Consider the following 20,926-nt stretch of genomic DNA (forward strand, 5'->3'; position numbering starts at 1 on the left):
AGCTTGTTTCTGGAGACGTTTGCGATCATCATTAGTTATTTGCTGGGCTCGGTGAGTTTCAGCGTATTGCTGGCGAAATTGCTCAAGGGCATCGATATTCGTCAGCATGGCAGCGGCAATGCCGGGGCGACCAACACATTGCGTGTTTTAGGCAAAGGCCCGGCTATTTTAGTGCTTGTCCTGGATGTTCTGAAAGGTGTTGCCGCCGTTTGGCTCGGCCGCTGGCTTGGGACGGAGCAGGAATGGCTGCCGGGGCTGTGCGGACTTGCTGCAATTATGGGCCATAACTGGCCGCTTTACTTCCGCTTTCGGGGAGGTAAAGGCATCGCTACCGCCATCGGCGTGCTGGCGTCACTCTGCTTTCTGCCTGCGCTGTATGCCGGGATCATTGCGATTCTATCCATCGTTTTCACGAAATACGTATCTCTCGGATCACTGATCTTTGTGGTTCTGACCCCGATTTTTCTTATGATCGGGGGTTATCCGTGGCCGATTTTCTGGACCAGCCTTTTGATTTGTATATTTGCGATCTGGCGCCATCGCACCAATATCAGCAAAATCATAAAAGGCAATGAGAACAAGCTGGGTTCAGGAGGCAAAGGAAAGGATAAAGGAGGGAAGCGCGTTGTCTGACAAAATTGCTGTGTTGGTGGCCGGCAGTTGGGGAACCGCTTTGGCAAGTGTTCTAGCCTCCAATCAGTTAGATGTGGCGCTATGGACAAGAACGGAAGAGCAGGCAAAGGAAATCAATGAGCGACATACGAATGAGCGATATTTGCCGGGGGTAGAGCTGTCGCCGCGCATCCGCGCAACCTCCGTCATGGAGGAAGCGGTCTCCGGCTCGTCGGCTGTCATTATTGTGGCTCCGTCTTCAGCGATGCGTGCGGTGAGCAAGCAGCTGAAGCGCTGCTGGAATGAGCGCATGCTGGTCGTGCATGCGACCAAGGGTTTCGAACTTGAATCGCTGAAGCGGATGTCCACGGTAATCTCCGAAGAGCTTGGCTGCGATGAAGGACGGGTTGTGGTGCTGTCTGGACCGAGCCATGCGGAAGAGGTGGTCCGAAGATGCCCGACAACCGTGGTCGTGGCTTCATCTGATGAGCAAGCAGCCGCGGCGGCCCAGGATCTGTTCATGAACGCTTATTTCCGTGTCTATACAAATCGGGATATGGTTGGCGTGGAGCTGGCCGGTGCGCTTAAAAACATCATTGCGCTTGGAGCAGGCATGTCTGACGGCCTTGGCTTTGGCGACAACGCGAAGGCGGCATTATTGACGCGCGGCCTGGCGGAAATCTCCCGCATCGGAATCGAGCTGGGGGCCAATCCGCTCACCTTTGCCGGACTTGCCGGCATCGGCGATCTCGTCGTGACGGCAACGAGTCAGCACAGCCGCAACTGGCGTGCCGGTTCGCTGCTGGGACAAGGAAAGAAGGTCGACGAGGTGCTGGAGTCGATGGGCATGGTTGTCGAAGGCATTCGCACAACGAAGGCGGCTTACGCCATCTCTGAAAAATATGGCGTGCAGATGCCGATTGCGGATCAGCTGTATCATGTGCTGTTCAAGGATCGCGCTCCCCGCAGCGCCGTCGAAGCGCTCATGGGGCGGGACCCGAAAACCGAAATGGAAATGATGCCGCTTCAGACCTGGAAGCAGTGGCATAACACCTAGCTTATTCACCTTTCTTGCGGCCCTCTCATATAGTAATGTGAGGAATTGCCGGAGGAGGGTGGATATGAACAAAAGCTTTCACAAGGAAGTTCTAAACGCCATTAACAAGAAAAGCGGAAAGAAAATCTCATCAGGCGCCGTGAACAAGCTGGCCAGCACGGTAAAACCGTCTACGCTGCAAAATGAAGCCCAGCTCCGAAAGTTGATCAAGCAGGTATCTGCGATGGCCAACATTCCTGTCAGTGAAGAGACAGTGAAGGAGATTGTGGCAGCTGTCAAGAAGAGCGGGATGAACCCGAACAACATGGAATCCTTGATGAAAATGATGCTGAATAAATAATGCCTGATTGCTGTTTGGTTTAGTGAAAAAGCCGTTGGTCCATCCTGGACAGCGGCTTTTGTATTTATAAGAAACAGGGGGCTTCGCCTCTTGCATGGCGGTCAATTTGTTCAAGGAATGTTAGACAAATCCGAAGGTGAGGCGGCAGGAGTTTCATGCTATAATAGGTTGAATCATTTTGAACAGAGATGGGAGAGTTTGTGACATGGATCCGATGCAAAAGATGTGGCTATCCCTTGTCGCTTTATTGATTATGGCTCTATCCGTTGTCGTGGTTACGCTTGCACGAACGAAAACCAAAGGCTTTATTCGGGGAATTCTGTCGGTTGCGGCGTTCATGATGATGATCATCGGCTTTATATTGGGACTTGCTTCTATCATTTAGACAGGATGGGTGATCATATCCTGCGATGAGGCAAGCTTCAAGCGGAAGAGGTGTAGCATGACAATAAACGATATTCAGCCAGAGCTGAGCGAGGCGCTGAGCATCGTTGCCCGGCAGCTGAACCAAGCGGGTCCGAACTGGCTGCTCGGAGGCAGCTGTGGCCTGCTGCTGCAAGGCGTAACACTGGACAGACCGCCTCGGGATATGGATGTATATGCCGATGCAGAGGGGATTGGCAAGCTTCATGATGTGCTTAGTGACCATACGCTGGACAAGCCTGCCGTGGATGAAGAGGAGATGTACCTGTCGATACGGGGTCACTATGAGGTGAACGAGATTCTGCTTGAGCTGATCGGGGGTTTCAAGATCCGTGTGGGTGGCTCTGTCTATACGACCGAGATTGACAACCTTCTGTATCCGGCAGCTCCAGCAACGGTTATAAACGGGCACAGCGTCCATTTAATGCCGCTGGCGCATGAGCTTGTCTTTAACGTCCTTCGAGACAGGCCGGACCGGTATCTCGCGATATCGGAGTCAATCCGGCTTCAGCCGGAAGCCCATCGGGGCATCCTGGAACGGATGATGGGCAGCTATACATTTCATGCCGGGCACGTGGCCCTCATACGAGAGCTGACAAGTTAGGGGCGATAGCTTTGCGGGAGGAACGGCTGTTGAGGCAGCCGACTACATAGGATTTCCGTACATGAAAGGGCGCGAGTCACGTTGAGTTACGAGATTACGTTTCTGCCTGATGGCAAAACCATAACCGTCAGACCTTATACCACGGTGCTCGATGCCGCCAAAAAGGCAGGCGTGCGAATCCCGACCCGCTGCGGAGGCAAGGCGGGATGTCTGATGTGCAAGGTGACGATTGAGGAGAGCGAACGTGCGAACTGCTTGCCTCCTGAAGACAAGGAGCGACGCAAGCTCGGAGCGGCCTTGCTGGAGCGGGGCAGCCGGTTATCTTGCCAGACGAAGGTGACCGGACCGCTCACGGTGGTCGTTCCCGAAGACCCGCTCAAGGCAGCGGTTCGCAAACAGCTCGAAGCTGCAAAACAACGGGAATCCGATGATTGGATCTAGTTCCCGTTCTATATTTTATAGAGAAGGATGATGTAACGTTGAAGAAAATCACTTGGATGACCAAAGCTGTCAAAGCGGGCAGAACGCTTCCGGCCGCGGCGATCCTGGTGCTGTTGTCCGCGATTCTTAGCGGCTGTTTATATCCCGACAATCAGGCACAGAACAACAGGGTATCCTATGTGGAGAGCGTAAGAAATTTGCAGGCAGCCGTGGATGATTATTATCAACAAGAGGGTGTGCTGCCGATCATAACGGCAGGGCCTGAAATTCCCCGCTATGAGAAATTCAGAATTAACCTGGAGCAGTTGAAGAACACGGGCTACATTGACGACATTCCGGCAACCGCCTTCGAGAAAGGCGGCAGCGCTTATTTTCTGATCATCAACGAAGAGACGGAGCCAACGGTCAAAGTCATGGATCTGGGCACCGTACAGAAAGTAAATGATGTACAGATGTCTGTAAATCGGTACATGACCCAGCTCGGCGAGCTTCCGGCGGGTGAGGAGCTTTATCCGGGCTACTGGACAGTGGACGTTTCGAAAATTGATGCCCGCTCGACCGAACTTCGAAGTGTGTATTCCGGTCAGGACATGAGCTATATCATGGACGAAGCAGGCACAGTGTACGCGGACTATGCGTTTGACATCATGCAGGCATTGCAGAAGGATGACATTACACCGGCAGAGGATGAGGATTTGCGGATCTACCTGGAAAAGGCGTCCTTTTACGTGCCGGTGAAGTCTGTGCCTTACCGCTGGATCAACGGCGCCCCGCAAGCTCAGCCGGCTGAATAGGCGCAAGGCCTGTATTCCTGAAAACGCATCATATCTCTTAACTGAAGCAGCGACGATGCAAGGTGAGCTACCTTGTATCGTCTTTTTTTGTTTGGATGAAATTTGGGTCTCAGCAGGGCAAACCTATCAATTTTCCACATATGATTTTTCCGTGCTGAGGAATATCTATCAATTTCCGCGCATAAGTTTATCGAGGAAAGAATTGTGCGGGCGCTAGCCGGTTGCCCGGGCGATCATGCAGCAAAAAATTAGGACGAATGACATTCGGGCAACCGTCATATTTTCAAACCCGGTACATATGATGTTACTAGTCCAAATGCATGTACGAGTTACGCCGCTTTGCCGTTTCCATTTACAATCTACCGGATACCGGCGGCGGACTGCTGGCGACATTGTAAAGGCTGCTCATCTGTTGCAATGACTTTGCTATGAGTGGAACACGAAGCGGATGCTCTTAAAGCATTTTTCCTTCGGAGTAATTTGAGGAGGGGATCTCTCTTGGAAAAAGTGGACATTTTTAAGGACATTGCCGAACGAACCGGAGGGGACATTTACTTGGGTGTCGTTGGCGCTGTCCGTACGGGAAAATCAACGTTTATTAAGCGGTTTATGGAAACGGTCGTTCTCCCGAATATTACGAACGAGGCTGATCGTGTTAGAGCAGTCGATGAGCTGCCGCAAAGCGCAGCCGGGAAAACGATTATGACAACCGAGCCGAAATTTGTGCCGAACAACGCGGTGCAGATCAAAGTAACAGAGGGGCTTGAGGTCAATGTTCGCCTTGTGGACTGTGTAGGCTATGCCGTGGAAGGAGCCAAGGGCTATGAAGATGAAAATGGCCCGAGAATGATATCCACGCCATGGTTTGAAGAGCCGATTCCATTCCAGGAAGCGGCTGAGATCGGTACGCGCAAAGTGATTCAGGAGCACTCCACGCTCGGCGTTGTCGTGACGACAGACGGCTCGATTGCCGAGATTCCGCGCAGCTCGTATGTAGAAGCCGAAGAGCGTGTCATCGAGGAGCTGAAGGAAGTCGGAAAGCCGTTTGTGGTGGTGATCAACTCCACCCGCCCGCGGAGCGAGGAAGCACTGCAGCTGCGCAGCGAACTGGCTGAGAAGTATGACATTCCGGTCATGACCTTGAGCGCAGCATCGATGACCGAAGAGGATGTTACCGGCGTGCTCCGTGAAGTATTATATGAATTCCCTGTGCATGAAGTGAATGTGAACCTGCCGAGCTGGGTGATGGTGCTTAATGAAAATCACTGGCTGCGCAGCAACTACGAGAACTCGGTACGTGATACGGTGAAGGATATCCGGCGCCTGCGCGATGTGGATCGGGTAGTCAATCAGTTCATGGAGTATGACTTTATCGACCGCGCCGGTCTAAGCGGCATGAATATGGGGCAAGGCGTGGCGGAGATCGACCTCTTTGCACCGGACGAATTGTATGATCGCATTCTGATGGAAGTCGTTGGTGTGGAGATCCGGGGCAAGGATCATCTGCTTCAACTGATGCAGGATTTCTCCCATGCCAAGCGAGAGTATGACCGCTTCGCCGAAGCGCTGGAGATGGTCAAAACGACCGGTTATGGCATCGCTGCTCCGTCGCTGGCCGAGATGGCGCTTGACGAGCCGGAGCTGATCCGGCAGGGTACCCGCTTCGGCGTCCGGCTGAAGGCGACAGCGCCTTCCATCCATATGATCCGGGTCGATGTGGAGTCCGAATTCTCCCCGATCATCGGCACCGAGAAGCAAAGTGAAGAGCTTGTCCGCTACCTGATGCAAGACTTTGAGAACGATCCGATCAAGATTTGGGAATCCGATATTTTCGGTCGCTCTCTGCACTCCATCGTGCGGGAAGGCATCCAGGGCAAAATCGCCATGATGCCGGATAACGCTCGCTACAAACTGCAGGAAACACTGGGTCGTATCATCAATGAGGGCTCTGGCGGCCTGATTGCCATCATCCTGTAGACTCAATTTAATAAGAAAAGTTAAGGACAACCGTGAATGGGTCAATATACCTATTACGGTTGTTTTTTCATTTTCAGGTCGGTTCATGAAGGAAAAGCGCTTGAAATTATGAGATGGCTGTATTACTATAAGTTTGTTCCGCGTCAAGCATTTTATCGCGTGGATACGGGTAAAATACCCGATTGTACGTATATTTTGCGGCAAAACGGAAACAGTGAATAGCAAGTAGAGCACATTCCTGCTAGGGAGGTGAAAGACAATGAATAAATCTGATCTGATTGCACAGGTAGCTGAAGCTACAGAGCTGTCCAAGAAGGATGCAACGAAAGCAGTTGACGCTGTATTCGACGCGATCTCTGAAGCTCTGCAGAACGGTGATAAAGTACAATTGGTAGGTTTCGGCAACTTCGAGGTTCGCGAGCGTTCCGCACGCAAGGGCCGTAACCCGCAAACAGGTGAAGAAATCGAAATCCCTGCGAGCAAAATTCCTGCATTTAAACCTGGTAAAGCGCTCAAAGATGGAATCAAATAAAGATTTCTACATATTACCTACAGCAGAGGGTCGTGAATACGTTCACGGCCTTTTCTTTTAGCTTGAGGCGAGGAGGTCTCGATCATGGAAAATGTGCAGAACGGGGAATATTTTATCGTCAAAGCGCTGGATCATGGCGTGCAGGTCATCGGCCTTACGCGCGGTCAGGATACCCGCTTTCATCATACGGAGAAGCTGGACAAAGGCGAGGTCATCATCGCCCAGTTCACGGATCATACGTCCGCGGTCAAAATACGCGGCAAAGCCGAAATTGTAACGAAGCACGGCAAGATTGAATCCGGCTCCTGATTTCCATATTGCGTTTCAAGTCCCGCCGGATTGGCGGGGCTTTTTTTGCGTTACAGTGTTTCTACAGTAGGAATAGGTGTTAACCCTTTGTTAAAGGTACTCTTGATGGATTGACAGGTGTTGTCTATACTAGCACAAATGAATAAAAATACGAGAGGATGTTTGATCATATCATGGCAAAACCATTCAGAGAAGGCCAGTATGTTGTTGTCCCCGAAAATCCGGTATCGCTGTTTCTGTTCAGCAGCACGCGTTCCGCTTGGATCTGGCTCCTTGTAAGACTGTATCTCGGTTACGCCTGGCTGTCGTCAGGCCTAGGCAAACTGACGGCAGATGCCTGGACGGGAAGCGAAGCTGGCGCGGCGATCCGGGGATTTGTCGGGGGCGCGCTGGCGAAGGCGGAAGAAGGGAAGGACGTTACCGGATGGTATGCTTCCTTTCTCGAAGGATTTGTGCTTCCGAATGCCAAGCTCTTTTCGTATATGGTCGTCTACGGCGAGGTGCTGGTCGGACTCGGGCTTATTCTTGGATTGCTGACCGGGATTGCCGCATTTTTCGGCGGCTTAATGAATGCCAGCTTTTTATTCGCAGGTACGGTAAGCACCAATCCATTACTGTTTATATTGGCTACATGGCTGGTCCTGGCCTGGAAAGTAGCAGGGTGGTATGGACTCGACCGCTGGGCGCTGCCGCTGTTGGGTACGCCTTGGAGCCGCAGAAGAGGCTCTTAGGTACTGCTGAATAAGGCTGTTCTCACTCTAAAAGTAACATTCATCACTTTTACAAACGGATTTGTCAAGTACAATTCGAACAGACGACGGCCCTGAAATCCTGTAATCTGAAATCAGATCAAAGGGATAAAGGATGATGGGTATGGGAATCCGGGCTTTTATCAAACTGGTGGAGATACCGACGAAGGTTGCCAGCATGATACCATTTCTGTTCGGAACGTTGTACGCCCTGTTTCGGTTTCAAGAGTTCGACGGATACCATTTTGCACTGATGCTTGTCTCACTGCTGTCGTTTGATATGGCAACAACCGCGCTGAACAACTATTACGATTACAAAAAGGCGATTAAAAAGCATGGCTTCGGTTACGAAGAACACAATGCCATCGTCCGTTATAACATGAAGGAGCCGGCGGTCGTGTCCGTTATCCTCGTGCTGATCCTGACCGCTGTCGGGGCGGGACTTCTCCTTTTCTTGTCCACGGGCTGGCTGATCCTGCTGCTGGGCGGAATGTCTTTTGCCGTTGGGATATTGTATTCGTTCGGGCCTATCCCGATCTCGCGCATGCCGCTTGGCGAACTGTTCTCCGGGCTGTTTATGGGATTTGTCATCATCTTTATTTCGACCTGGATTCATGTGGCGGACAGCCACCTCGCAGTACTGGCGCTGCATGGCGGCGTGCTGTCCCTTCAGGTAAATCTTCCGGAGGTGCTGCTGCTGCTCGTTGTCTCGATGCCGGCCATCCTCGGGATTGCCAACATCATGCTGGCCAACAACATATGCGATATGGAGGAGGATCTGGAGAACAAGCGGTATACACTGCCTGTATATATCGGGTTCCGGCCGTCATTGAAGCTGTTCCGGCTGCTGTATTTCCTTGCCTATCTGGACCTTGCAGCCCTTCTTCTGATGAAGGTGCATCCCGTGTTAATTATGCTGGTGTTGATCACCCTCGCCCCGGTATACAAGAAAAGCGCCATATTCACGGCCGATCCCTCCAAGAAGAGGACATTTGTGATCGCGGTGCAAAACTTTGTGTTTATGAATGTGGCGAGGATTGTCGCGCTGGCGGTCACCGTGGCCTGGACATCCCCCACATTGTTCTGAACTGAATACGGATGGAACTTGCGTAAAAAGCAGGCATAGCCTGCTTTTTTTAATTGTACAATGAGGTATGGAGCTTGCCAGGCTTGAGGAAACTAAAGCAGAGGAGGGAGTTTCATGAAATATTGGAAGTCCGTTCAGGCTGTTGTGCTGCCGGCCTCAGCTGCGATGCTGCTGCTGATACTATTACTGGGACTGTTTACATCCGTGCGTGCCGACTCCGGGGCTGCGCCCGCTTTCTTCCCGCGTCATGTCCGCAATATGAGCGATGAGATTCTGGTGGACGCATTATCGAGCGTGCCGCTCCATTTGAAGATCAGTCGTGCTGACTGGGATGGCGGGGCGCTGATGGTCGATTTGCAGATGCCTGAACGCAATGTTGCTGTCCGGGATATCTATGAGGATGTCACCAGCCTGTTCTCTTATAGCTTTGAGGGCACCGACAATGTCGAACAGCTCTTCCTTCGCGTCATGGCCGTCGACCGCTGGGGCGGCAAGCGGTATTTGCTGCTGGCCTCGGACATGAGAAGATCGGAGTGGCAGACCTCTTACGAGGAGGCGCTGCTGAATTTGGAAGATGGCAGGATTCCGGAGCCGGTCTTGTCATCGCTGCATCTTACGGTCACCAATCTGTGGGAAAAGCAATTCATAGGCCGCTGAAACGGGTAAATTAGTACAGGAACAGGCATGTACGTGCCTGCATGATGTGTTATAATAGATTGGATTGAGAGCTTAATCGGATAATAGAACATCAAGTTGCACGGAGGCTGAGCATGAAACCGTATCGCGTACCCCAACTGGCAGAGAAATATATGAATTATGATATGATTCAAAATCATACGCAGCTTCCGAGCTTTCCGGATGCGCGCGTTCATTTGCTATACATATTTTTGAAGAACTCCGGGCGGAATACAGCGGATCAGGAGGAGTTGTATGCCCTCGTAACATCATTGGTTCAGCTGGGGCTGGATACGCACGAGAGCATCGATGCGACGACGGGCAGCCGGGGGGAGAGCCAGATGCGCTCCTTGCAGCTGAAAGTGCTGGCAGGCGATTATTTCAGCGGTCGCTTCTATCAGCTGCTGGCACAAAGCGGAAGCATTTCTGTCATCTCGCTGCTGGGCAGAGCGGTGAGCGATGTCAATGTGATGAAGATGAATCTGTACAGCAAGATGAGAGAAATGAAGCTGACGGCAGAGGAATACTTGAAGCACATGGTGCAGCTGAATATGCAGCTGTTCCTTTCTTTTGCATCCCTGCTGGAAGAAGCGGTGCAGGATAATTTCAAGGCCTTGCTGACCCAAGTGAGCCAATGCGAGACCCTCATTCGCGAAATGGATCGCTGCAGTTCTCCGGAGACCGGCAGGCAAGGGTATGGCTACTGGTATTTGCTGGAGCAGGTCAACGATGAAGAGCGAAGGCTTCTGACGGGTGACAAAAGCGATGCCAAGGACTGGAGAAAGCTGGTGCTGAAGCATAAGGTGATGGAGCGGCTGCTGGACAAGCTGAGGGAGTCTGTCCAGGCGGCGAGGCAGCTGATCCCGGGTCGTCATCCGGAAGGTCAATTTGAACTTATGCTGGAGCCGTTCCTAAAGCGTCTCGGCACATATCGCACCGTCGTTAGTGAAGGGTAGGGGGAACGCAAGTGGACAACGAGATTTCTAATGTGAAGCATGACGGGCGAAGCCCGAAGGAGAAATACGTTCACTCCGTATTCGAGAGCATTGCCGGAAAATACGATATGATGAACGATATTTTAAGCTTCAGAAGGCATAAAGCCTGGCGCAAGTTCACCATGAACCGAATGAACATGCGTCAAGGCGATACGGCCATCGACCTGTGCTGCGGCACTTGTGACTGGACGATCAGCATGGCCAAGGCAAGCGGAACCGGCGAAATCGTCGGCCTTGATTTTAGCGAGGGCATGCTGGAGGTTGGCCGTGGCAAGGTGGCCAAGGAAGGGCTGCAGGATCATATCCGACTGGTCCAGGGGAATGCGATGAGCCTTCCGTTTGCCGACAATCAATTCGATTACGCCACGATCGGCTTCGGGCTACGCAACGTGCCGGACTACATGCAGGTGCTGCGCGAGATGAAGCGGGTTGTGAAGCCGGGCGGGATGGTAGTATGTCTGGAATTGTCCAAGCCAACCTGGCAGCCTTTTAAATTCCTGTATTATTTTTATTTCGAAAAACTGCTTCCTCTTCTGGGAAAGATGTTTGCCAAGCGGTACGAACAGTATAAATGGCTGCCCGAGTCGCTCAAGCTGTTTCCCGGAAGGGAGGAGCTTGCCGAAGCTTTCCGTCAGACCGGGCTTCAAGAAGTTCAGGCCTTTTCCTTGACCGGTGGCATCGCGGCATTACATATTGGGATCAAGGAGAATCTGGATGTTTAAGAAAATACGAACTTATCTTGAAATGATCAAAGTGGAGCATACCCTGTTTGCTCTGCCTTTCGCATTTATGGGAGCCATCCTTGGCTCTGCAGTTGTGTTCGACCACCTTCCGTCTTGGGGGGATATCGGATGGATCTTCCTGGCCATGTTTGGCGCAAGAAGCGCCGCCTTCGGTCTGAACCGGATCACCGACAAGAAAATAGACGCCAAAAACCCACGAACCGCCAAACGGGCGATTCCGGCAGGCCTGCTCAAGCCTAATGAAGTCATATTATTTATTATTGCATCATTCGCTGTATTTTTCTGGGCCACCTACATGCTGGACCCGTTTGCGTTCCGGCTGCTGCCGATTGCGATATTCATGCTGATCATCTATTCGTTTACGAAACGCTTCACCTGGCTGTGCCATGTTGTGCTTGGTTTCACGACCGCGCTGGCCCCGCTCGGTGGCTGGGTAGCCGTTACCGGTCAGGTGGACTGGAAGGCGCTGCTGTTCTACGTGGCACTGGCCTTCTGGACGGCGGGCTTCGATGTAATCTATGCCTGTCAGGATCAGGACTTTGACAAGAAGGAAGGGCTGTACTCCATCCCGTCCCGATTCGGTCTTCATAAAGCGCTCTGGTTCGCACGCGGATTCCACGTCATCACCGCAATTGGCTTCATTGTTTTATTTTTTGTGACGCCGCTGAACTGGTGGTATTTGATCGGTATGCTGATTGCATGCGGCATTCTGTTCTATCAGCATTACATTCTGTCGCCGAATGATATGAGCCGGCTGCAGACCGCGTTCTTCACGATGAACAGCACGCTTAGCATCGTTCTGTTTGTTTTTACTCTGATTGATTTGGTGGTGCGTTATCGCTGATGGAAGACATTCGCGCAAAAAGCTGGGTAGTCGGTATTACGGGGGCTAGCGGCAGCATCTACGGCGTGCGACTGGTCGAAACGCTGCTGTCGCTTGGCTACCATGTCGATTTGATCATTACGAACGCCGGATGGCGTGTATTGTCTGAGGAACTGGGATGGGGAGCTTCGCAGCGCGAGGCCGTCCTGCACGAGAAGTTCGCCGGATACGAAGACGCGCTGACCTATCATCCGATCGGTGATATTGGAGCGACGATTGCCAGCGGCTCCTATCGGGTGGAAGGCATGATCATCATGCCTTGCTCGATGGGCACGCTGTCCTCTGTCGCGCACGGCACTTCGGACAACCTGATGGGGAGAGCGGCGGACGTCATGATGAAGGAAGGGCGGCCGCTCGTGCTTGTTCCGAGGGAAACGCCGCTCCATGCCATTCATTTGGAGAACATGCTGAAGCTGGCCAGGCTGGGGGTCAAGATTATTCCGGCTATGCCGGCCTTTTATTTTCATCCGCAAAGCTTGGATGATCTGGTTCATTTCCTCGTGGGCAAAGTTCTCGACAGCTTGAGAATCGAGCATCAATTGTATAGAAGATGGGGTGAGTAACATGCCGGGGACGAACAAAACAACCGTCATTGGCAAAATCAGCTACACCAATGCATGGCCGATTTTTCATTACGTGAACCCGGAGCTTCTGGCCACGGAAGCGGAGATGGTCACGAAGGTTCCCGCCGAGCTTAACCGGGGGATGAGCCGGGGAGAGATTCAGATCGGCGCGCTGTCCTCCTTCGCTTACGCAGAGGCAGCGGACAAGCTGCTGCTGCTGCCGGATTTGTCTGTCAGCGCCGACGGGCCGGTCAAGTCGATCCTGCTGTTTTCCAGACAGCCGCTGCACGAACTGACAAACGCGACCATTGCCATGACCAACACCTCGGCCACTTCGGTGAATCTGCTGAAGATTTTGATGGCCTTAAACGGCGGTTCGCACACCTATATGACAACCGAGCCGGTGCTTGAGGATATGCTGGAGGTCGCGGATGCGGCCTTGCTGATTGGCGACAACGCCATCCGGGCATCCTGGGACAGCAAGGACTATTATGTGACCGACCTGGGGCAATGGTGGAAGGAGCTGACCGGCTGCAGCATGACCTTTGCGGTATGGGCCGTCAACCGGGAAGCGGTGGAGCGGAACGCCGAAGGGATGGCGGAGATTGCGGCGATGTTCGAGGACAGCAAGCAGCGAAGCCTGCAGGATCTGTCGCCCATTATCGCGGAAGCGGTGGACCGGATCGGAGGGACAGCCGCCTATTGGTCGAATTACTTTACGAACCTGTGCTATGATTTTAATGCGCGGCATCAGGAAGGGCTGCGTTTATATTTGAAATATGCGCATGAGCTGGGGCTCTTGCAGCATGAAGTGACGCCAGAGCTATGGAACGAGAAATTGAGTTTGCGGGTGAAGAAATGAAACGATTTGACATTTTCGGAACACTCAAGAAGGATATGGACGTTATTGAGAAAGAGCTGTACCTGAGCGTGGAAGGAGACAGCCCCGAGCTGACCGAGACCTCTCTTCATCTGCTGCGCGCCGGAGGCAAGCGGCTTCGCCCCGTGTTCGTGCTGATGGGCGGGAAGTTCGGGAGCTATGATATCGAGCGGCTGAAGCTTGTGGCGGTTCCGCTTGAGCTGATTCACAGTGCTTCCCTGGTGCATGACGATGTCATTGACGATGCGGAGACCCGGCGCGGCAAGCCGACGGTGAAGGCCAAATGGGACAACCGGGTCGCGATGTATACCGGGGACTATATTTACGGCCGGGCGCTCGAGCTGACAACGAAGCTGGAGGCGCCTGAAATTCACCGTATTTTGGCCAAGGCGATGGTCGAGATGGCGATTGGCGAGATGGAGCAGATTCGGGATTTCTTCAACACCGAGCAGAATATCCGCCGCTACCTGCTGCGGATCCGCCGCAAAACCTCCCTGCTGATTGCGATCAGCTGCCAGCTGGGCGCGCTGGCTGCCAATGCTGACCGACGGGTAGCAAGCGGGCTATACCGTTTCGGCTATAACGTCGGCATGGCTTTTCAGATTCAGGATGACCTGCTGGATCTGTGCGGCACGGAGAAGCAGATCGGCAAACCACCGGGAAGCGATATGCGGCAGGGCAACATCACCCTTCCGGTCATATTCGCCCTTGGCGATCACCATGTGAGCGAGCCGCTGCGGCAAGAGCTGGATCGCATTCAGGCGATGAACGGCCAATGCGACGTATCGGAGGCAGTTCAGCTGGTGAGAGCGAGTTCTGGCATTGCCAAATCGGAGGCGCTGGCAGACCGCTATATCCGCAAAGCGCTGGATGCGCTGGATACGCTGCCTGATATTAAAACGAAAAAACATTTGAGAGAGATTGCCCATTTTATAACAAAACGTTCATATTAGGCTTAACCCGAACCAAGCTTTCTGTTAAAATACGGTTACAACATGTCATGATAGATCGCAAAAGCAGCTGACAAGATGATCCTGTATTGAGAGAGGAAGAGTGACAGGTCTATGGAACGTACTTTTCTAATGGTAAAGCCTGACGGTGTACAGCGCGGCCTTATGGGGCGCATTATCAGCCGTTTGGAGGACAAGGGTTTCAAGCTGGTGGCAGGCAAGTTTTTGCAAATCTCGGATGAACAGGCAAGAAGGCATTATGCGGAGCACGAAGGCAAGGATTTCTATCGCAACCTGGTGGATTTTATAACGTCCGGGCCGGTATTTGCGATGGTGTGGGAAGGCGATGATATCATCGCGCTGTCCAGACAAGTCATTGGCAAAACCAATGTGAAGGAAGCGCTGCCGGGCACGATCCGCGGTGACTTTGCGGCTCACACGCCCCACAATCTCATTCATGGCTCCGATTCGCCGGAGAGCGCGGAGAAGGAAATCGCCAATTTCTTCGAAGCCCATGAGCTGGTCCGTTATGAGAAGACGCTGGCTCCGTGGCTGTAAGAGGCGGCGTTGACCATGTATAGAACAATATATGAAAGCACGGGAATGATAGGATGACGGAACAGGTGACATTACCAGAAGATAAGGATTATATCGATTTTGTCCATAATATCGAGCGCAGCACGGGCATTAATCTCGCTGAATACAAGGAAGCGCAGATGAAGCGCAGACTGACTACGCTGCGGATGAAGAAAGGCTTTGATTCCTTTACCGTCTTTTACGAGGCGATGATGAAGGACAAGGCGTTGTTCCATGAGTTTCTGGACCGGATGACCATCAACGTATCGGAGTTTTGGCGCAATCCGAATCGGTGGGAAGTGCTTCAGGACAAAATATTGCCGGCACTAACGAGCCGCAACAGCGGGCAGCTGAAAGTGTGGAGCGCTGCTTGCTCCACCGGGGAAGAGCCTTATACGCTGGCGATGATTTTGGCGGAGAAGGGGTTGCTCGCCAGGACGAGCATTCTTGCGACCGACATCGATGACGGGGCGCTGAGCAAAGCGAAGGAAGGCATGTATCTGGAAAGATCGCTCAAGGATGTGCCGCCGGCTGTAGCTTCACGCTATTTTACCGAGGAGGGTCATCTGTACCGCTTCAGTGACAGTCTGAAGAAGGAAGTCAACTTCCAGAAGCAAAATTTGCTGACAGACCGTTTTGACTCCGGCTTTGATCTGATCGTTTGCCGGAATGTAATGATTTATTTTACGGAAGAGGCTAAGCACAAGCTGTATACAAAATTTGCAGCGAGCTTGAAGCCGGGGGGCTTTTTGTTCGTCGGAAGCACGGAGCAAATTTTCAATTCGATCCAGTACGGTTTGGAGAGCAGCGAGACGTTCTTCTACCAGAAAACGATCGCGGCTTCATAGGTTGGAAGCGAGCCTCGTGCTGGCGATGGCATCATACATAGAATGTTGATTGAACATGAAGAAGCGGCGGCTTTTTGCACATGGATTTTGAAGTTAGAATAACGAGAAGCGCTTTTCAATCCGTCGGATGGGAGGCGCTTTTGATTTAGACTGAGGTTTCTTGTCAAAGCTTACGACGTATACTATAATATCAGGAGATATTTACGGATTTTAGCGTTTTAACGCTTAAAAGTTTAAAGGGGGAAAAGCATCATGAGCCTACGCTATTTGACGGCAGGAGAAACGCATGGACCGCAACTGACTGCGATTATTGAAGGACTTCCCAGCAATATGCGCATTGATTTCGAGGCGCTTAATTTTCAATTACACCGGAGACAGAAGGGCTACGGCCGTGGACGCCGGATGCAGATCGAGAAGGATACGGCCCAGATTGTGGGCGGCGTGCGCCACGGATATACGACAGGAGCACCGGTGGCCTTGGTGGTGGAGAACAAGGATTTCACCCATTGGCGCAATATTATGAATGTCGAGCCGATTGAGGGCAGTGACGAAGAGAAGCGGCGGGTATTTCGCCCTCGTCCGGGGCATGCGGATCTGAACGGCGGCCTGAAATATAACTTGAAGGACCTGCGCAATGTTCTGGAGCGTTCGAGCGCAAGGGAAACAGCGGTGCGGGTAGCATGCGGAGCCATCGCGAGACAGTTCCTGGAGCAGTTCGGCATCAAAATTGCAGGGCAGGTCATCCGTATTGGAGAAATCGAAGCCCCGCCCCATAACCTCCCGATCGATGAGCTGATTGAGCGGACAGAAGCGTCCTCGGTCCGTGTGGTCGATCCGGAAACGGAGAAGAAAATGGAGGCTTATATCGATCAGATTAAAAAGGAAGGCGACTCCATCGGCGGCATCGTGGAATGCATTATTGAAGGCTTGCCCGTCGGCCTCGGCAGCCATGTCCAGTACGACCGCAAGCTGGACGGGCGCATTGCACAAGGGGTGATGTCGATCAACGCCTTCAAAGGGGTGGAAGTCGGCATCGGTTTTGAAGCGGGACGGCTTCGCGGCTCCCAGGTGCATGATGAGATCATGTACAACAAAGAGCGCGGATACCACCGTGCCACGAATCGTCTCGGCGGCTTTGAAGGCGGAATGACCAACGGCATGCCGATTGTCGTGCGCGGTGTCATGAAGCCGATTCCGACACTGTACAAGCCGCTGCAAAGCGTAGATATTGATACGAAAGAGTCGTTCACGGCCCAGGTAGAGCGTTCGGATGCCTGCGCGGTTCCAGCGGCAAGCGTGGTGATGGAGCATGTCGTGACCTGGGAAGTGGCCAAGGCATTTCTTGAGAAATTCGGCGGAGATTCCATGGAGGAAATTCGCGCCAACTACGAAAACTACCTGTCCCAGCTGGAGAATTATTAAGATGAGGACGCTGCATGTAGAGCTCGGCGAGCGCTCTTACCCGATCTACATCGGGTCAGGGCTGCTGGAGCGGCTCGGAGAGCTGAGCATCGCCCGGGGCATTAACCGTAACAGCACACATCTGATCGTGACCGATGACAAGGTGGCGCCGCATTATTTGCAGCAGGCCGAGGAGACACTGGCCGCTGCGGGCTATTCGGTCATCTCCCATATCGTTCCTGCCGGGGAATCCTCCAAGTCGCTGCAGACGTTCGAGGAAGTGATGACAACGGCGATTCAAGGGGGGCTGGACCGCAGCTCAGCCGTGTTCGCTCTCGGTGGCGGCGTGGTTGGCGATTTAGCCGGATTCGTTGCAGCTACATATATGCGCGGCGTAACCTTCGTGCAGATTCCGACGACCATTCTGGCGCATGACAGCAGCGTCGGGGGTAAGGTAGCTGTCAATCACCCGCTGGCAAAAAACATGATCGGCGCCTTCCATCAGCCGGTGATGGTGCTGTACGATGTCAATACGCTGCTGACATTGCCGCCGCGCGATATATCGGCCGGCCTGTCCGAGATGGTGAAGCACGGGCTCATTCTTGACCGTGACTTTGCATACTGGTGCCGGGATCATGCCGCAGATCTGCTGCGTCTTGATCCGGAGGCGCTGAGCTATGGGCTGGAGCGCGGATGTGCGATCAAGGCCGATGTTGTCTCCAAAGATGAGCGTGAGGGTGGCCTGAGGGCTATTCTTAATCTCGGCCACACGATCGGGCATGCGATTGAAGCTGTTGGCGACTACGGTAGATTTCTGCACGGCGAAGCGATCTCGATCGGCATGGCCGGCTCGGCGATGCTGGCCGAGAAGCTTGGACGGGACAAGGGGATCTATGAGGAGACGGTCAGCATGCTGAAGGCGCTGAACTTGCCGGTGACGCTACCGCCCGACGTGTCGGTCGATGATATCATGGCTGCGATGCAGCATGACAAGAAGTTTACGGAGGGGCGGATGGTATTTATCGTGCCAGAGGCCATCGGCGCCGTCAGCATTGTGAAGGATGTGCCGGTAGATGCGGTTCGTTGCGTCGTTGAAATGTTGAAGGGGGAGAGCGTATGATGAACCGTGGCATCCGGGGAGCAACAACAGTGACCCGGAACGATGAACAGGAGATTATGCAGGAGACGCTTCGTCTGCTCGAAGAGATGGTCAAGCGCAATGACCTTCATCCGGAATATATCAGCAACATTTGGATTACGATGACGCAGGATCTCGATGCGGCATTTCCGGCCAAAGCGATCCGCCAGCTTGAGGGATGGGATCTGGTGCCGCTGATGTGCTCGGTGGAAATTCCGGTTAAGGGCAGCCTGCCGCGCTGTATTCGTTTTATGGTGCAGGTGAATACAGAGAAGTCCCAGAGTGAAATCAAGCATGTGTATTTGAACGAAGCCAAGCGGCTTCGGCCCGACTTGTCGGAATCGGGTGTGCAGCCGTAAATATTTGGGGTTGCGTGCCATCGTATTTTTCTTGTATAGTGGATACAGAATAGCTGAGTAGAGTTTCGTATTTAGATGAGTTGAGTTTAGAAGAGCTGAGTTGAGAAGAATTACGTTCATAACAGGTTCAGAATCCGATGCTGCGGGCGATCGTCTGCTCATACATGCTCATGCGGGTAGGTTAGTTGTACCATTCGTATAACCTTTTTCCTGTGGAAGTGTGATTGAGTGAGAGGCTGTGCCCGGAGGAAGACGCAACAGGCGGCTTTCGAGGTATCGGCAGGCATGTGCACAGGCTTGTTTGTGTTATGCTGTGTTCGCGTTGAACCTTGCTCTCTTCAGGCATATACTTATCTGGTCTTTTACAAACCTCTACGTCAGTAGAGGTTTTTTTGCATTTAAATCATGTTCAGGGAGGGATTATTATGGCTAGTCCATCAATGGAGCAAGTGGTTTCTATGGCGGGCACATACAATCTGATTCCGGTAGCGATCCGGCTGCTGGCCGATATGGAAACCCCGATTCGCATTTTCCAACGTTATGCGGAGCGGAAGCGGGCATTTTTACTGGAAAGTGTTGAGGGCGGCGTAAGGTGGGCTCGCTACTCCTTTATCGGAACCGATCCCTTCCTTATGATCTCGGGAAAGAAGGGGCATATCGAGGTAGAGATGGAGGGCAAGCGAAGCAAGCTTGAAGGCAAGCCGGTGGAAGAGCTCAAGGCGCTGCTTCGCCGTTACAAAAGCCCGCAGCTCAAAGAGATGCCGCCGTTTACGGGCGGGGCGATCGGATTTTTCGGCTATGATCTGCTGCAATATTACGAGAAGCTGCCGGCACACGCAATGGATGATCTCGGCATGGACGATATCCGCTTCATGTTCTGTGATCAGATCATCGTGTTCGACCATGTGAAGCAGCACATTCTGCTGGTCGGCAATGTTCATGTGAAGCCGGGAGCTACCGATGAGGACATTCGCTGTGAATACCGGAACGTATGCGCCAAGCTGGAACAGACGGCAGAGCGGCTTCAGGACCAGGGGCCAAGTGAGAATGTGAACTCACGGGGGATTCCGGCAGATGTCGAACTCGGGGATATTCAGTCCAACATGAGCAAAGAGCGGTATATCGCCAACGTAGAACAGGCCAAGGAATATATTCGGGCCGGGGATATTTTTCAGGTGGTGCTGTCCCAGCGGTTCCACATCGAAACCGAAGTCTCCCCGCTGCATGTGTATCGTGTGCTGAGAGCGATGAATCCTTCGCCGTACATGTATTATCTGAAGATGGATGATGACATCATTGTTGGCACCTCGCCAGAGGCGCTGGTCAAGGTAGACGGACGGCGGGTGGAGACGAGGCCGATTGCAGGAACGAGGCCGCGGGGAGCCGACGAAGCCGAGGACAAGGCGCTGGCTGAGGATCTGCTGCAGGACGAGAAGGAGCGGGCAGAGCATCTGATGCTTGTGGATCTCGGACGCAACGATCTGGGCCGGGTATCGGAATTCGGTTCGGTCAAGTGCGACAGCTTTATGGAGATTGAAAAATATTCGCATGTGATGCACATGGTGTCCGGCGTCTCGGGAACGCTGGGCGAGAACAAGGATTTCTTTGACGCATTTCTGTCCTGCCTTCCGGCAGGCACCGTATCGGGGGCGCCGAAGCTTCGGGCGATGGAAATTATCGCGGAGCTGGAGCGCGAGGCCCGCGGAGCCTATGCCGGGGCGATCGGCTATCTCGGTTTTACCGGCAATATGGACTCCTGCATTACGATCCGGACGATTATTTTCCGGGGCGGCAAAGCGTATGTTCAGGCCGGGGCGGGCATCGTATGGGATTCGGTGCCGGAGAAGGAATATGAGGAGACGGTAAATAAAGCGAAGGGCATGCTCAAGGCGATTCGGGTCGCGGAAGCGATGTTCCCTGCTGTGCAGGATACAGGCGACACGATCAATCAGGATTATCTGTACGAATACACACCTTAAACTGGAGGAGG

25 protein-coding genes are annotated in these 20,926 nt (G+C 52.9%); all 25 read left to right on the forward strand.

Going from position 1 to position 20,926, the window contains the following annotated elements; genetic code table 11:
• Positions 1-3: 3 nt before the first annotated feature.
• A complete protein-coding gene (gene plsY / locus CHH67_RS02995) occupies positions 4-633 on the forward strand; it encodes a glycerol-3-phosphate 1-O-acyltransferase PlsY (RefSeq protein WP_095263497.1) in 630 nt (209 codons plus the stop codon).
• On the forward strand, positions 626-1,669 hold the full coding sequence (locus tag CHH67_RS03000; protein ID WP_095263498.1) for an NAD(P)H-dependent glycerol-3-phosphate dehydrogenase: 1,044 nt from the start codon (positions 626-628) through the stop codon (positions 1,667-1,669). Before plsY ends, CHH67_RS03000 begins: the two co-directional genes overlap by 8 nt.
• 64 nt (positions 1,670-1,733) lie before the next feature.
• On the forward strand, positions 1,734-2,009 hold the full coding sequence (locus tag CHH67_RS03005) for a stage VI sporulation protein F (RefSeq protein WP_095263499.1): 276 nt from the start codon (positions 1,734-1,736) through the stop codon (positions 2,007-2,009).
• 205 nt (positions 2,010-2,214) lie between these two features.
• Complete coding sequence (locus CHH67_RS03010) at positions 2,215-2,394, forward strand: DUF2768 family protein (RefSeq protein ID WP_095263500.1); 180 nt, start codon at positions 2,215-2,217, stop codon at positions 2,392-2,394.
• A gap of 57 nt (positions 2,395-2,451) precedes the next feature.
• Positions 2,452-3,036, forward strand: a complete 585-nt coding sequence (locus CHH67_RS03015; protein ID WP_095263501.1) for a hypothetical protein — start codon at positions 2,452-2,454, stop codon at positions 3,034-3,036.
• Positions 3,037-3,117: 81 nt separating this feature from the next.
• Entirely contained in the window at positions 3,118-3,477 is a 360-nt protein-coding gene (locus CHH67_RS03020; protein ID WP_095263502.1) for a 2Fe-2S iron-sulfur cluster-binding protein, read from the forward strand.
• 38 nt (positions 3,478-3,515) lie between these two features.
• Complete coding sequence (locus CHH67_RS03025; protein ID WP_230875560.1) at positions 3,516-4,271, forward strand: DUF3939 domain-containing protein; 756 nt, start codon at positions 3,516-3,518, stop codon at positions 4,269-4,271.
• Between the two features lie 498 nt (positions 4,272-4,769).
• On the forward strand, positions 4,770-6,248 hold the full coding sequence (gene spoIVA / locus CHH67_RS03030) for a stage IV sporulation protein A (protein ID WP_095263503.1): 1,479 nt from the start codon (positions 4,770-4,772) through the stop codon (positions 6,246-6,248).
• A gap of 259 nt (positions 6,249-6,507) precedes the next feature.
• Positions 6,508-6,780, forward strand: a complete 273-nt coding sequence (locus CHH67_RS03035; protein WP_095263504.1) for an HU family DNA-binding protein — start codon at positions 6,508-6,510, stop codon at positions 6,778-6,780.
• 84 nt (positions 6,781-6,864) lie between these two features.
• Entirely contained in the window at positions 6,865-7,089 is a 225-nt protein-coding gene (gene mtrB / locus CHH67_RS03040; protein WP_095263505.1) for a trp RNA-binding attenuation protein MtrB, read from the forward strand.
• Positions 7,090-7,262: 173 nt separating this feature from the next.
• Positions 7,263-7,820 carry a DoxX family membrane protein gene (locus CHH67_RS03045; RefSeq protein ID WP_095263506.1) on the forward strand — a complete coding sequence of 186 codons (558 nt, stop codon included), beginning with the start codon at positions 7,263-7,265 and terminating at the stop codon, positions 7,818-7,820.
• Between the two features lie 142 nt (positions 7,821-7,962).
• Positions 7,963-8,925 carry a 1,4-dihydroxy-2-naphthoate polyprenyltransferase gene (locus tag CHH67_RS03050; RefSeq protein WP_095263507.1) on the forward strand — a complete coding sequence of 321 codons (963 nt, stop codon included), beginning with the start codon at positions 7,963-7,965 and terminating at the stop codon, positions 8,923-8,925.
• 114 nt (positions 8,926-9,039) lie between these two features.
• Positions 9,040-9,582, forward strand: a complete 543-nt coding sequence (locus CHH67_RS03055) for a hypothetical protein (RefSeq protein WP_095263508.1) — start codon at positions 9,040-9,042, stop codon at positions 9,580-9,582.
• A gap of 113 nt (positions 9,583-9,695) precedes the next feature.
• Entirely contained in the window at positions 9,696-10,556 is an 861-nt protein-coding gene (locus tag CHH67_RS03060) for a heptaprenyl diphosphate synthase component 1 (RefSeq protein WP_095263509.1), read from the forward strand.
• An 11-nt stretch (positions 10,557-10,567) separates the two neighbouring features.
• Positions 10,568-11,317 (forward strand): demethylmenaquinone methyltransferase, encoded by a 750-nt coding sequence (locus CHH67_RS03065; protein WP_095263510.1) that lies wholly within the window; start codon positions 10,568-10,570, stop codon positions 11,315-11,317.
• Complete coding sequence (locus CHH67_RS03070; protein ID WP_095263511.1) at positions 11,310-12,182, forward strand: UbiA-like polyprenyltransferase; 873 nt, start codon at positions 11,310-11,312, stop codon at positions 12,180-12,182. The genes CHH67_RS03065 and CHH67_RS03070 overlap by 8 nt, the downstream gene beginning before the upstream one ends.
• Positions 12,182-12,784: a UbiX family flavin prenyltransferase gene (locus CHH67_RS03075; RefSeq protein WP_095263512.1), complete on the forward strand. Its 603-nt coding sequence runs from the start codon at positions 12,182-12,184 to the stop codon at positions 12,782-12,784. The genes CHH67_RS03070 and CHH67_RS03075 overlap by 1 nt, the downstream gene beginning before the upstream one ends.
• 1 nt (position 12,785) lies before the next feature.
• Positions 12,786-13,646 (forward strand): menaquinone biosynthesis protein, encoded by an 861-nt coding sequence (locus CHH67_RS03080; RefSeq protein ID WP_095263513.1) that lies wholly within the window; start codon positions 12,786-12,788, stop codon positions 13,644-13,646.
• Positions 13,643-14,617, forward strand: a complete 975-nt coding sequence (locus CHH67_RS03085) for a polyprenyl synthetase family protein (protein WP_095263514.1) — start codon at positions 13,643-13,645, stop codon at positions 14,615-14,617. Before CHH67_RS03080 ends, CHH67_RS03085 begins: the two co-directional genes overlap by 4 nt.
• 111 nt (positions 14,618-14,728) lie before the next feature.
• Positions 14,729-15,172: a nucleoside-diphosphate kinase gene (ndk, locus tag CHH67_RS03090; RefSeq protein WP_095263515.1), complete on the forward strand. Its 444-nt coding sequence runs from the start codon at positions 14,729-14,731 to the stop codon at positions 15,170-15,172.
• A gap of 53 nt (positions 15,173-15,225) precedes the next feature.
• Positions 15,226-16,038: a CheR family methyltransferase gene (locus tag CHH67_RS03095; RefSeq protein WP_095263516.1), complete on the forward strand. Its 813-nt coding sequence runs from the start codon at positions 15,226-15,228 to the stop codon at positions 16,036-16,038.
• 252 nt (positions 16,039-16,290) lie between these two features.
• Positions 16,291-17,460, forward strand: coding sequence for a chorismate synthase (aroC, locus tag CHH67_RS03100; protein WP_095263517.1), 1,170 nt, complete (start codon positions 16,291-16,293; stop codon positions 17,458-17,460).
• 1 nt (position 17,461) lies between these two features.
• Positions 17,462-18,559, forward strand: a complete 1,098-nt coding sequence (gene aroB, locus CHH67_RS03105) for a 3-dehydroquinate synthase (RefSeq protein WP_095263518.1) — start codon at positions 17,462-17,464, stop codon at positions 18,557-18,559.
• Positions 18,556-18,936, forward strand: coding sequence for a chorismate mutase (gene aroH, locus CHH67_RS03110; protein ID WP_095263519.1), 381 nt, complete (start codon positions 18,556-18,558; stop codon positions 18,934-18,936). The genes aroB and aroH overlap by 4 nt, the downstream gene beginning before the upstream one ends.
• Positions 18,937-19,361: 425 nt before the next feature.
• A complete protein-coding gene (gene trpE / locus CHH67_RS03115) occupies positions 19,362-20,915 on the forward strand; it encodes an anthranilate synthase component I (RefSeq protein WP_095263520.1) in 1,554 nt (517 codons plus the stop codon).
• Positions 20,916-20,926 lie beyond the last annotated feature (11 nt).

The organism is Paenibacillus campinasensis (assembly GCF_002272015.1).
Lineage (GTDB): Bacteria > Bacillota > Bacilli > Paenibacillales > Paenibacillaceae > Paenibacillus_AQ > Paenibacillus_AQ campinasensis.

Excerpts from the sequence above, each read along its gene's own strand:
- CHH67_RS03045 (WP_095263506.1), top strand. The coding sequence starts at position 7,263 with ATGGCAAAACCATTCAGAGAAGGCCAGTATGTTGTTGTCCCCGAAAAT.
- aroB (WP_095263518.1), top strand. The coding sequence starts at position 17,462 with ATGAGGACGCTGCATGTAGAGCTCGGCGAGCGCTCTTACCCGATCTAC.
- CHH67_RS03095 (WP_095263516.1), top strand. The coding sequence starts at position 15,226 with ATGACGGAACAGGTGACATTACCAGAAGATAAGGATTATATCGATTTT.
- CHH67_RS03005 (WP_095263499.1), top strand. The coding sequence starts at position 1,734 with ATGAACAAAAGCTTTCACAAGGAAGTTCTAAACGCCATTAACAAGAAA.
- CHH67_RS03085 (WP_095263514.1), top strand. The coding sequence starts at position 13,643 with ATGAAACGATTTGACATTTTCGGAACACTCAAGAAGGATATGGACGTT.
- aroC (WP_095263517.1), top strand. The coding sequence starts at position 16,291 with ATGAGCCTACGCTATTTGACGGCAGGAGAAACGCATGGACCGCAACTG.
- CHH67_RS03015 (WP_095263501.1), top strand. The coding sequence starts at position 2,452 with ATGACAATAAACGATATTCAGCCAGAGCTGAGCGAGGCGCTGAGCATC.
- CHH67_RS03080 (WP_095263513.1), top strand. The coding sequence starts at position 12,786 with ATGCCGGGGACGAACAAAACAACCGTCATTGGCAAAATCAGCTACACC.
- CHH67_RS03050 (WP_095263507.1), top strand. The coding sequence starts at position 7,963 with ATGGGAATCCGGGCTTTTATCAAACTGGTGGAGATACCGACGAAGGTT.
- CHH67_RS03070 (WP_095263511.1), top strand. The coding sequence starts at position 11,310 with ATGTTTAAGAAAATACGAACTTATCTTGAAATGATCAAAGTGGAGCAT.
- CHH67_RS03055 (WP_095263508.1), top strand. The coding sequence starts at position 9,040 with ATGAAATATTGGAAGTCCGTTCAGGCTGTTGTGCTGCCGGCCTCAGCT.
- CHH67_RS03060 (WP_095263509.1), top strand. The coding sequence starts at position 9,696 with ATGAAACCGTATCGCGTACCCCAACTGGCAGAGAAATATATGAATTAT.
- aroH (WP_095263519.1), top strand. The coding sequence starts at position 18,556 with ATGATGAACCGTGGCATCCGGGGAGCAACAACAGTGACCCGGAACGAT.
- trpE (WP_095263520.1), top strand. The coding sequence starts at position 19,362 with ATGGCTAGTCCATCAATGGAGCAAGTGGTTTCTATGGCGGGCACATAC.
- CHH67_RS03035 (WP_095263504.1), top strand. The coding sequence starts at position 6,508 with ATGAATAAATCTGATCTGATTGCACAGGTAGCTGAAGCTACAGAGCTG.
- CHH67_RS03075 (WP_095263512.1), top strand. The coding sequence starts at position 12,182 with ATGGAAGACATTCGCGCAAAAAGCTGGGTAGTCGGTATTACGGGGGCT.
- ndk (WP_095263515.1), top strand. The coding sequence starts at position 14,729 with ATGGAACGTACTTTTCTAATGGTAAAGCCTGACGGTGTACAGCGCGGC.
- CHH67_RS03010 (WP_095263500.1), top strand. The coding sequence starts at position 2,215 with ATGGATCCGATGCAAAAGATGTGGCTATCCCTTGTCGCTTTATTGATT.
- mtrB (WP_095263505.1), top strand. The coding sequence starts at position 6,865 with ATGGAAAATGTGCAGAACGGGGAATATTTTATCGTCAAAGCGCTGGAT.